The 10,764-nt window shown below is 60.5% G+C and carries 13 protein-coding genes; 11 read left to right on the forward strand and 2 right to left on the reverse strand.

The annotated features are described in order from the left end of the window. Positions 1 to 70: 70 nt before the first annotated feature. Positions 71 to 2,884 carry an ATP-binding protein gene (locus FXB41_RS38115; protein ID WP_219685440.1) on the reverse strand — a complete coding sequence of 938 codons (2,814 nt, stop codon included), beginning with the start codon at positions 2,882 to 2,884 and terminating at the stop codon, positions 71 to 73. Positions 2,885 to 2,995: 111 nt separating this feature from the next. Here FXB41_RS38115 and FXB41_RS38120 point away from each other — a divergent pair, with 111 nt between their 5' ends. The 6 genes from FXB41_RS38120 to FXB41_RS38145 all read left to right on the forward strand — a co-directional run bounded on the left by FXB41_RS38120 (position 2,996) and on the right by FXB41_RS38145 (position 7,424). Then, a complete protein-coding gene (locus FXB41_RS38120; RefSeq protein ID WP_219685441.1) occupies positions 2,996 to 3,733 on the forward strand; it encodes an alpha/beta hydrolase in 738 nt (245 codons plus the stop codon). Continuing rightward, a complete protein-coding gene (locus FXB41_RS38125) occupies positions 3,733 to 4,614 on the forward strand; it encodes an NmrA family NAD(P)-binding protein (protein WP_219685454.1) in 882 nt (293 codons plus the stop codon). The genes FXB41_RS38120 and FXB41_RS38125 overlap by 1 nt, the downstream gene beginning before the upstream one ends. A 104-nt stretch (positions 4,615 to 4,718) precedes the next feature. Next, positions 4,719 to 5,567 (forward strand): SDR family oxidoreductase, encoded by an 849-nt coding sequence (locus FXB41_RS38130; protein WP_219685442.1) that lies wholly within the window; start codon positions 4,719 to 4,721, stop codon positions 5,565 to 5,567. A gap of 116 nt (positions 5,568 to 5,683) precedes the next feature. Next, positions 5,684 to 6,685 carry an alpha/beta fold hydrolase gene (locus FXB41_RS38135; protein ID WP_219685443.1) on the forward strand — a complete coding sequence of 334 codons (1,002 nt, stop codon included), beginning with the start codon at positions 5,684 to 5,686 and terminating at the stop codon, positions 6,683 to 6,685. Positions 6,686 to 6,782: 97 nt separating this feature from the next. Further along, positions 6,783 to 6,965 (forward strand): hypothetical protein, encoded by a 183-nt coding sequence (locus FXB41_RS38140; protein WP_219685444.1) that lies wholly within the window; start codon positions 6,783 to 6,785, stop codon positions 6,963 to 6,965. A 93-nt stretch (positions 6,966 to 7,058) separates the two neighbouring features. Continuing rightward, a complete protein-coding gene (locus tag FXB41_RS38145; RefSeq protein WP_219685445.1) occupies positions 7,059 to 7,424 on the forward strand; it encodes a hypothetical protein in 366 nt (121 codons plus the stop codon). An 89-nt stretch (positions 7,425 to 7,513) separates the two neighbouring features. On the opposite strand, the gene FXB41_RS38150 is transcribed toward FXB41_RS38145, so the two are convergent. Continuing rightward, positions 7,514 to 7,765, reverse strand: a complete 252-nt coding sequence (locus FXB41_RS38150) for a helix-turn-helix domain-containing protein (RefSeq protein WP_219685446.1) — start codon at positions 7,763 to 7,765, stop codon at positions 7,514 to 7,516. Positions 7,766 to 7,922: 157 nt separating this feature from the next. Between FXB41_RS38150 and FXB41_RS38155 the strand changes: the two genes are divergently transcribed. The 5 genes from FXB41_RS38155 (at position 7,923) to FXB41_RS38175 (ending at position 10,453) form a co-directional block, all read left to right on the forward strand. Continuing rightward, on the forward strand, positions 7,923 to 8,195 hold the full coding sequence (locus FXB41_RS38155) for a DUF2285 domain-containing protein (protein WP_219685447.1): 273 nt from the start codon (positions 7,923 to 7,925) through the stop codon (positions 8,193 to 8,195). Positions 8,196 to 8,360: 165 nt separating this feature from the next. Then, the gene (locus tag FXB41_RS38160) at positions 8,361 to 8,555 is read left to right on the forward strand and encodes a transcriptional regulator domain-containing protein (RefSeq protein WP_219685448.1); all 195 of its coding nucleotides are present in this window, start codon (positions 8,361 to 8,363) and stop codon (positions 8,553 to 8,555) included. A 169-nt stretch (positions 8,556 to 8,724) separates the two neighbouring features. After that, positions 8,725 to 9,135: a DUF2285 domain-containing protein gene (locus FXB41_RS38165; protein WP_311985948.1), complete on the forward strand. Its 411-nt coding sequence runs from the start codon at positions 8,725 to 8,727 to the stop codon at positions 9,133 to 9,135. A gap of 133 nt (positions 9,136 to 9,268) precedes the next feature. Continuing rightward, a complete protein-coding gene (locus FXB41_RS38170; protein ID WP_219685450.1) occupies positions 9,269 to 9,550 on the forward strand; it encodes a helix-turn-helix transcriptional regulator in 282 nt (93 codons plus the stop codon). 21 nt (positions 9,551 to 9,571) lie between these two features. Continuing rightward, positions 9,572 to 10,453 carry a replication initiator protein A gene (locus FXB41_RS38175; protein WP_219685451.1) on the forward strand — a complete coding sequence of 294 codons (882 nt, stop codon included), beginning with the start codon at positions 9,572 to 9,574 and terminating at the stop codon, positions 10,451 to 10,453. Positions 10,454 to 10,764 lie beyond the last annotated feature (311 nt).

The raw sequence follows: 10,764 nt of genomic DNA on the forward strand, positions 1-10,764 counted from the left end.
ACGTTCATGGTGGCGTCCTGGCCTCGAGCATCTCCGACGCGGAACTCTCGGCTGGTATGATTCGCAGGGCTCACGGAAGTGTTGAGAACAGTTGACGTGCTGCTCGAACCTCAGGAGTCTCGTTGCTCTCCCTGAACTTGGCACAGATAGGATCGAGAAGATTCCGCGCCTGAAGTTTCAGACCTGATGCAGCCCACAACGCCGCCAAGCTCGTTGCTGATCTTAGCTCCCAGATCGCTGCCCCTTGACGAAGGGCCACCCGCAAAGCCTGCTTGAGGAGGGCCTCGGCTTGCGCCTGATTTCCGCCGGAGAGGCGCACGATTTCTGCTCGCAAGCGCAGGATTTCAGGGTCGCAAAGCGCTTCGCCGTTGTCTTCGGACTGTCGTTCGAGTTCCTCGAGTAGGCACCTCGCCGGCTCGATTCTCCCCATTTCGATCAGAGCGGTGGCGAGTTCGGCTTTGAAGCGGTTGTGATTGGCTGAAATTCCTCGGTCGTCCAGCCGCGCGATTCCTGCAGCTAGTTCCTTTGCGCCCGTCTCCACGTCTCCCTGACGGATCAGGATCATCCCGCGAAGGGAAGGCACCCAGTTGGCATACGGTCGATGACGCTGACCGTGGGTCTCGAGCCGAGTCAGATATTTCTCGGCCAGGTCCAGGCGACCGGCGAAGATCGCGGTCGGACATGCAGCCTGCTGGAGAGCGTAGAATTCTGACACAGGGTCCGCTCGAGATTCGGCTTCACGAACGGCGTCATGCGCCGTGCCGATGGCCTCTTCAATTTCGCCGCGCAGAAATTGAACCTGCGCGAGCGTGCTCAGTGCAAGGCTCCTCTGATTGTAGACCAGTCTCGCATCTATCGGATTTTCCGACCGATTCAGGCGCTCTAGCACGCTTTGCAGAAGTCGTGCGGCTTCGATCTGGTCACCCATGACATGGCGGATATTGGCGATCAGCCGGTCTCCGATGAGTATCGCGGCAGCGTCCCCGTTGCGAAAGCCTAGCTGTCTGAAGGTCTCGGCATGTGCTGCCGAGACCTTGAATCGACCGGCGTTCCATGCGTTGACCATCAAGCTCCATCTGGCCCTCAATTGGTGCGGCAGATCGTCGAGATTCTCCGCGATGGCGCGCGCACGCTCGGCGATCGCGATCATATGCGGTCCATGGGAATCAATCTGGAGCAGCGATGCAAACAGTTCGACAAGAAGCTGCATCTCGGATCGGGGATCGCCCGCAAGATCGGTGGACTCAAGGGCGTGGTTCACGCGCGCGCGGCACTCCCCGACGAGCTGCCATGACCACCAGAGTGGAACGGACGCGAGCGTGAGTGGGAGTCCGATCGCATATGCCTGTTCGTGCGCGAAGGCCCAGTCGAGAGCCGCGCGTACGTCGTCGATCTGCACCGGCGCTCGTTGGCGTAGCCGCTCGAGCATAAGCAGTGCGTGCCGCTGACGGATAGTTTCTTCCTCACCTTCCTGGCGAAGACGCTTCAGCGCGAAATGTCGGGTCGTGACAAGCATCCGAAAGTGCCGCGTGTCTCCGTCAGATTCGATCGAAAGAAGCGATTTCGTCGCCAGGGCAGCGAGTTCGCGAATTGCCGCCGCAGCGGGGCGGCTTTCATCCGCTGCAACCGCCACAGCGTCCTCGGCAGTGAACGCGCCGGCGAATACCGACAATCGCCGAAACAGCGCGCGGTCGGAAGGCGAGAGCAGATCATGGCTCCACTGGAGCGTCGCGGTGAGCGTCTGATGGCGAGCGATAGCTGTCCTTCGCGAGCCCAGGTCTTCGAGCTGCAGCCGCCCGAGCTGTTCGGCTAAGCTCCTTACGCCCAACGAATCTGCCTGCACCGCCGCCATCTCGATTGCGAGCGGCAGGCCGTCCAAGGCGCGGCACAGGGCGCAGACATAGGGCGCTTCGCGATCGCCGAAGGCGAAGCCCCCAGCAGCCGCTGCACGTTCAGCAAACAATTGGACGGCCGAGTAGCTCAAGGCCTGCTGCGCCGAAACGAGATCAACGTGGGGAACGTCGAGCGGATCGACGCGGTAGGTCCATTCTCCATCCACCCGTAGCATTTCGCGGCTGGTCGCGATGATGCGGACCCGTGGTGCACCTCGCACCACCGTCTCGCAAAATAGGGCGGCCGCATCGACGAGATGCTCGCAATTGTCCAGCAGTATCAGGACGCGCCTGTCCTTCAGGCCCGCGACCAGCATTTCCGTCGGATCTCCTGAAAGCACCACCTTTCCCAACGCGGTTGCGACCGCTGTTGGGACCCACTCGGGCTCGGCCACCGACGCAAGATCGACAAAGACCACACCGTCCGGAAAGTCGCGTTCCAGTCGGGTGGACACGGCTTGGGCCAACCGCGTTTTTCCGATGCCGCCGGCACCTGCCACGGTAACCAGCCGGTTTTGTCGGACCAACGCGGTCAGATGGTTGATGGCGGCCTCACGTCCGATCAGCGACGAGAGGGGTTGCGGAACGCCTTCCAGCGTGCGGGACCCCTGCACCGTCGCACTCGGATGGGCTTCAAGCGTTATAGGAGCCGCGAGCCGATAGCCCCGCCCAGATTCCGTCCGGATAAGGGACGCCCCGCCTTGCGTTCGTCCGAGCGCGTTGCGGAGCTTGGAGACGTGTGCCCGAAGTGTGCCGTCGTCGACGTGAACCCTTCCCCAGACGCGCGCAACCAGGTCCTCCCGGCTCACAAGATCGCCGCGAGCCTCTATCAGAGCGAGCAGGATTTCGAAGGCGCGGGGGCCGAGCGGGATCGGCGCTTCCCCCTCAAAAATCTGTCTATTGAGGCGATCCAGACGCAAGCCTCCGAAACGGAGCACAACGTACTCCGGGAGGGCTTTGTCAGCCGACCGCTCACCCGCCAGTGTCGTCATCGGGCGCTCGCCACACCGCAACAATTCTTCGCAACACGCAACATACTCCTCGGTGCCGCCCCGTCTATAGTTCGCCAGGCCCGATTGTCGCCGACAAGCATGGAGCTGGCGATGGGGAATACGACCCGGAAAACAGTCATTCTAGTCCATGGAGCTTGGGCCGACGGCTCTTGCTGGTCGCCCGTAATCACTCAACTCAATGGCGCAGGAGTCGAGGCAACCGCGGTCCAACTCCCCTTGTCTTCGTTGGCTGAGGATGTAGCGACCGTCCAGCGGGCCATGGCTCTTGAGGGAGGACCGCTACTGCTGGTCGGGCATTCGTATGGCGGCGTAGTCATCACCCAGGCTGGCGATGATCCGAAGGTCGCGGGGCTCGTCTACGTGGCGGCGTTCGCGCCCGATGCGGATCAATCCGCCTTTTCCTTGGGCGAATTGCTTCCGCCATCATCCGCGGGATCGGAGCTGAAGCGCGATGGCTCCGGCTTCTTCAAACTCACCCGCAAGGGAATCCTCGAGGATTTCGCCCAGGACCTACCCGTCGGACAGAAGGAAGTCATGGTCTCTACTCAGGGACCGACATCCATCCACGCGCTCAGCGCGCCGGTCAGCAACACCGCCTGGAGAGGCAGGTCCTGCTGGTACGTACTGGCGGAAAATGATCGCACCATCTCGCCTGCGCTCCAGGAACGAATGTCCAGTCACATCAGTGCCGAGACTATTCGCGTTCCCGCCAGCCACGTTGCGATGCTCTCCTGTCCTCAAAAGGTCGCCGAGGTGATCCTGCTCGCCAGCACAGCAACGACGCCACGACAGACGAGCGCACATATGCCCTCAAAGGGGAGCAGATGATGAGCCAGGCAAACATTCTAGTCAGCGGCGCAACCGGCCGCACCGGGGGGGCCGCGATCGATGAGCTGCTCAAGATGGACAAGCGCGTGCGAGCCTATGTGCGCTCGGAGGACGACCGGGCTGCTGAGCTGAGGCGGCGCGGAGTTGATGTCGCGGTCGGCGATTTCACCGACATTGATGGCATCCGCGCTGCCATGCAAGGCGTCAGCTCGGCCTATTTCCTTCATCCGATTGCGCCAGGAATTATCGGCGCCACTGCCTATTTCGCGCAGGCCGCGAGAGAAGCGGGCGTGACGGCCATCGTGAACATGTCGCAGATTTCGGCCCGCCGGGACTCGGCGAGCCATGCCGCGCAGGATCACTGGGTTTCCGAGCGGGTCTTCGACTGGTCAGGCGTGGCGACGACCCATCTGCGCCCGACCTTCTTTGCCGACTGGCTCGTCTCCTCGCATTTCGCGAAGGAGATCTGGGCCAAGAAAAGGATCGAATTTCCGTTCGGGAATGGGCGCCACGCTCCGATCAGCACGGACGATCAGGGACGGGTCATCGCCCACATCCTCGCGAATCCGAAAGGCCACGAGGGCAAGATCTACACTCTGCATGGTCCAGTCGAGATGGACCATACCGAGATTGCCGCCGCCATGAGCGACGTGCTCGGCGCGAAAATCGCCTACGCGCCGACATCGATCGAAGAATTTAAGCGCAAGATGGAACAGGTGTACAAGTTTCCCCCATTCCTGGTCCAGCACCTCAACGAAGTCGCGCAGAACTATCGGGAAGGCATTTTCGCGGGCACGAACGACGTCGTCGAGACAGTTACCGGAACGCCCCCACTATCCATCGCAGCTTTCATCGAAAAAAACCGGAGAGCCTTTGCATGACGGTCACGCTTGGGGTTCGAGCAACTCGACAGATCTGAGGAAGAACATCGCATTCATTGGCTTGTCCAACTGGAAGCTTCCTAGATAAGCGAAAGGTCGCCCGTATGCCGAAGACATGGTTCATCACAGGTGCGAGCAGCGGCTTCGGACGGGAGCTGACTGAGCTTCTGCTTCATCGCGGCGACCGGGTAGCCGCCACGATACGCAAGCCCGACGCTCTCCAAGACGTCGCGGAAAAGTATGACGAGCGTCTTTGGGTCGCCGTTCTTGACGTTACGCACGGCGAGGGCGTGCGCCACGTCGTCAACCGGGCCTTCGCCGAGATGAAGCGGATCGATGTCGTTGTAAGCAACGCCGGCTACGCGTTGTTTGGCGCAGCGGAAGAGGTCAGCGACATCCAGATCGAGCGTCAGATCGACACCAACCTGCTCGGTTCCATCCGGCTCGCCCGCGCGGCAATCCCCCACCTTCGGCAGCAGGGCGGTGGCCGGATCATTCAGATTTCGTCTTCAGTCGGTCAAGCGGCCTATCCGACGATGGCCGTCTATGCCGCCACCAAATGGGGTATCGAAGGTTTCTTTGAGGGTACCATCCCGGAGATCGCCCCCTTCGGCATCGAGGTCACGCTGGTTGAACCAGGCGCATCACGCACGAACTTTGCTTCATCCAGCGCAGACGCGGGCCAGATCCTCCCCGTCTATGACCAAACACCTGCCGGCGACTTCCGTCGCATGGCAGCGTCAGCTGGCCTTGCGATGTTTCCCGGTGATCCCCGCAAGGTCGCCTCGGCGATCATCGCTTCGGCCGATCAGACTCCCGCGCCGAAACGGCTGACACTTGGCAGTGATGCCTATGCGCTCGTCCATGCGGCCCTGACGGAACGGCTTGCAATCCTGGAAAACCAGAAAGCACTGGCACACTCGACGGACGTAGAGATCCAAGGGGCAACGTAGTGTCCGCTCGTTTGGCAAAGCGAAGCAGACGTGGATGATCAAAACTCCAGATACCGAGATTGCCCGCAACGCGCCGCAGCTCTTGCAGCCAACAACCATGGAAAAAGGATTTTGAGATGGACTTCTTCACCGAGGGAAATCCTGCTTCGCGGCGTGATCTGTTGCTTGCGACCGCTGGAGGCTTGGCGCTCGCTCTCGCCAATCCGGCCCGTGCCGCTCAAAACAAGCCGAATATCGAAGCGCCGATCGCTTCGGCCATCCCCTATGTCGAGCATCGTATATCTCACGACGGCCACATGATCTACGCTCGCGAGTATCCCGGTCAGGATCCGGCCTTTGTCATGATGCATGGATTCCCTGACAATCTTCATATCTACGATTACGTGGTGCCGTATCTAACGCGCGCCGGCAGGCGGGTGGTTGTGTTCGACTTCCTGGGCTTCGGCCAGTCGGAGAAGGTCGTAGAAGGCTATCAGTACACATTCAAGCAGCAGGTAGGAGACGTGGCCGCTGTTGTCGATGCGCTGAAGCTCGACAGGTTCATTCCGGTTGGTCACGACTCCGGCGGCCCGTGCGCTGCCAACTACGCACTCGAGAATCCTGATCGAGTTGCCTGGCTTTGCCTGCTGAACTGCTACTATGCGGAATCGCCGACATGGAGACTACCCGAAATCATTGAAGTGTTTGGCGACCCCGGGCTCAAGGAGCTTGCCCAGGCATTCTTGGCCAACCCCGACAAAATGGACTGGCTCATCACGTTTCAGGACAACCATTTTCAGGTCAAGATGCCACCGAATTTGAGGGAGCGCTTTGTCGGAATCGTGCGACCGATCGTCAATGGTAACTTCGCAGCAGGAGCCGGCCCGGCCTTTGCGCAAATGACCTCTCAGGTGCGCGAAAGCGTCGCCTATAATACGTCACGACTCTCGGACGTCCGTCAGTTCACCACCAAGGTCAACCTTATCTGGGGCGCCCTGGATCCTTACTTGACACCGGCCACGGCGGCCGCGATCGCCGCGAACTATCCCAACAGCGAAGTCAAGTCGGTCGAAGCCGGCCACTGGCTGATGATCGACATGCCGGCCGAAGTGGCGCAGCTCCTGCTCACATCGGCCTAAAAATCATGTCCAACAATCTGGCGGTGCGTTTGGGCGCGCGCCCATGCTACCACGACCCGGACTGACGAATCGTGAGCCCTAATTCTGAGGATGATACATGAGTGCGCCTGTCAGCATCGGTGGGGTTATTGCTCCGGATTCCGATCTTGCTCGCAAAGCCGCTAAGCTCGCCGAGCAGGCCCATTCGAAGGTGCTGCACAACCACGTGCACCGGACGTGGTGGTTTGCCGAGTTTATCGGGATGAAGAGAGAGATGAAATACGATCGCGAGCTCGTGTAAATAGCGTCGCTGCTCCACGACCTCGGACTTTCGGCATCGCACGCCGCGGACAAACGATTTGAAGTCGACGGCGCCGATGCCGCCAGCCGTTTCTTGCTTGAAAACAACTACCCAAAACCGAAAGCCGACGTCGTGTGGGATGCGATTGCACTCCACTCCCTTGCCGAGATCGCCGACCGCAGGGAGCCAGAAGTGGCTCTCGTCCATTTCGGCGCACACGTCGACGTCATGGGACTTCGGATGGAGGAAATTCCGCCATCGCTGATCGACGACACCTTGTCTCTCTATCCGCGGATCGGAATGAAGGCGGCGTTCACTGAAGCTCTGGCCGAGGTTGCCAGAAAGAAGCCGTATACCGCGATTGGTACAGGCTTGGCCGACATCGGGCGCCGCCTCGTGCATGGTCTCGAGATTCCGAACGTATGTGACATCATCCACGCCGCGCCATTCGAAAGTTGAAGCGCGCTCCGCCGAGTTGCGTTCGGCGGCCGGGGCGTCACCTCTGGGGGCGAGGGCTTGCGTTGGCCGAATCGACTCTCGCGGCCCGATTACTTTCGCCTGGCAGGTTTTGATCGCTCGTTTCGCGCCTCTTCGTCTGGCGTGACGAGATCAACGTGGCTGATGCCCAACGTGCTGGCGAGTTCAAACAAAGTTACAACGGTTGGATTGCGGCGGCCGCGTTCCAGGTCACTGATATACTGTTGGGTGAAGCCGGACACTTCGGCGAATTTCTCCTGCGTGAAGCGCTTCTGCTTCCGCAGTCTTGCGAAATTCCGACCAACCAACTTGCGCATGTCCATCGGCGCAAGTTGCGGCTTTACATACTATGAGGTTTATCTCCTATAATATGTATTCAACTATCACGCGCTGGCCCGACCGGCGGAATACGGCTAAATTTGGACGCGTTCACCACTCTGGCGGCCGAGCGTCTAGAATGTTGTAAGTGGATTGGAAGCCATGAAGAAGTCGCCGCTCGATCCCGACATTGCGGACGTTGCCCCCTCGGATCCGAAGCTAACGCCGTATGACGAGCAGCACGTCGTCACGTACATTCGCCTTCTGCAGGCGGAGGGCGAGGGGGCGGACTGGCGCGAAGTGGCTCGAGTCGTCTTGCATATGGATCCAGAGCGAGAGCCGGACCGCGCGCGGGCCGCATATCAGAGCCATCTTGCGCGCGCCAAGTGGGTGACTGAGCAGGGACGCCTCTTACGGGGTACTGGCTCAAAATAGAAGAGAATTGCCGACTACAGGCTTGCAGCAAGAACGATTTTCTCCCGCTAACCGGTGGTTATTCTCATGCACCACGTGGTGCCAAATTAGGGGCTTCCTACAACCGTCTCGTTCATAATTATTGCGCCGCAATCCTTGTTCGTTAAGTGCAATGGGGCGGAAGCAATGCCTGAATTCGACTGGCGGTCGCCGGATTCGTTTAAGAGCCTAGAGAACGCCGAGATCACTGAAATCGCCTGGGTAGGTCTTCGTATGAACGTGGACTACCAACGTGACTACGAGGCGATCATCGCTAACAACTCAGATGGCGCGGTGACCGAGGAGTTCAGGAGGAGGTGGGGCCTCTGCTTTCGCCCATGACCCCCAGAGGTCGTTCCACGAGCAGACAATCTTTTGGGCGCCCGAGGTTCTCCCGACCGTCGTCCCGGTCACTGTAACCGCTTCAACGCCTGGTCAAAGCCCAACGCCTCAGCCGCCGCTTGATCTCGCATCAGGTCAGGTGCGCCGTGCCGCTGACGGCTGGCATGCCGTGCTGCAAATCGGTTCGGTGGAGCACCGCATCTGGTCGAAGCAGCCGCTGACCGCAGGCGCTCGCTATGCGGCCGAGTTGCCGTTGGACGGCGATTTGGAGGCGCGCGCGCATGCCGCCACGCGGCTGTGGCGCGCGATGAATGGACACACGCCAGGACCTCCGCTTCATCGCGTGCCCAAACAGCGGCGCGAACGACTGTGCGCAGCCCTTCGCGCGGTCGCCGCGTATCTCGCCGGCGCGACTTATCGCAGCATCGCAGAAGCTCTGTTTGGCAACGCCCGCGTATCGGATCAAGCCTGGAAAACACACGATCTGCGCAGCCGAACCCGTCGCCTTGTACAAAGCGGCCTAGCATTTGTGCGCGGAGGCTATCGCAAGCTGCTTCGGCCCAGGCGCAGGGTCGAGTAGCGCCGTTCCTCGGGGGTGCCGAAAATCGCCCCCCCGATATTCGGCATCCCCCTCCGAGATCGCGCTTCTCCATGATGACCGCACACACGCCGGCGCCGCCATGCGCGGTGCGCCGTCACCTTGGAGTTCTCAAATGCCCGATGCGATGACCGGACTGCCCCCGCGCTTCCTGCGTACACCGGAGGCCGCGCGGTATCTTGGTCTCTCGGGACGCACGCTCGAGAAGCACCGCACGTACGGTACCGGGCCGACCTATCGCAAGATCGGCGGACGTGTCGTCTACGCCGTGGACGATCTGAAAGCCTGGGCTGACCTGGGCGCGAAGACATCGACGTCTGACCCCGGGAAGGGGACCGTGCTGCCGGCCAAGAAGCATCCGGTGCTGCGCCCATATGCGGGCCAGGAACGTCGCTGATCGCGGGCGAGAGCAGTGACCATGCGGCGCAAACAACATTCCGAGCGCGACCAGCTGGAACTCTTTCGGGCGCTTCCCGGCGACCTTGCGCCCGGTGATGCCCAGGATCTGATGGCTTACCCGTTCTTCTCGCTCGCAAAAACAAAGCGCATTGTGCCAATCGATTTCTATGCCGGTACGATCGCGATTCGTGTCGAAGCCGTGCCGGAACACGGCATGGCAACCATTTGGGATGCCGATGTTCTGATCTGGGCCGCTTCCCAGATCGTTGAAGCCCGTGACGCCGGATTGAAGACGTCGCGCCTGATGGCTGCAACGCCTTATGAGATTCTGACGTTTGTCGGCCGCGGCACGAGCGCGCGAGATTATGATCGCCTCAAGGCCGGTCTCGACAGGTTGCAGTCAACGACCGTGCTGACCTCGATCCGCCAGGCGGCAGAGCGTCGGCGGCATCGCTTCTCCTGGATCAACGAGTGGAAGGAGACGGCCGATGCAAATGGTCGTCCATTTGGGCTCGAACTAATCCTGCCGGATTGGTTCTATGCCGGCGTTATTGATGATGCGCTCGTGCTGACGATCGATCGCGCCTATTTCGATCTGACGGGCGGACTTGAGCGCTGGCTCTACCGGCTCGTGCGCAAGCATGGCGGGCGTCAGGACGGCGGCTGGAGCTTTGACATTGTGCACCTCCATGCCAAGTCCGGCATCCTCTCACCGCTCAAGCATTTTGCTTACGACCTACGTCAGATCGTCCAGCGCCAGACATTGCCGGGCTATCGGCTCGTGCTCACGCGCGATCCTGATGGCACCGAGCGGCTGAACTTCGTGCCCACGCTCGTTGATCCCTTAACGGCACGCCTGCGCCGGCGCGGGCTCATTCCAAATTCGGAGGACAACCTGTGAATCAGCTCGTGCTATCGAGGACCGCAACCATCGTGCTATCGGGGACCCGATCCTCGTGCTATCGGGGACCGGAATCGAGCTTAAGGGCTTGTTTCTCCGCGCTTTCCAGCCGCTCTAACTTTACTAACATACTGACACTAACTTCCAGTTGTGAATCAGTACGTTGTGAACAAGTCGGCGGCGCGTGCAGCGAGGATGCCTCAGGCCTCGACTCTCTCACGCGCAAAGCTTCGCTGCAATACGATTGTTATCTCCAGTCTGCGCGCGCGAACGCGATCGCGCGCAAATCTTCGCGATCGCTGGCGTCGACA

The sequence above is a fragment of the Bradyrhizobium canariense genome (assembly GCF_019402665.1).
Taxonomy (GTDB): domain Bacteria; phylum Pseudomonadota; class Alphaproteobacteria; order Rhizobiales; family Xanthobacteraceae; genus Bradyrhizobium; species Bradyrhizobium canariense.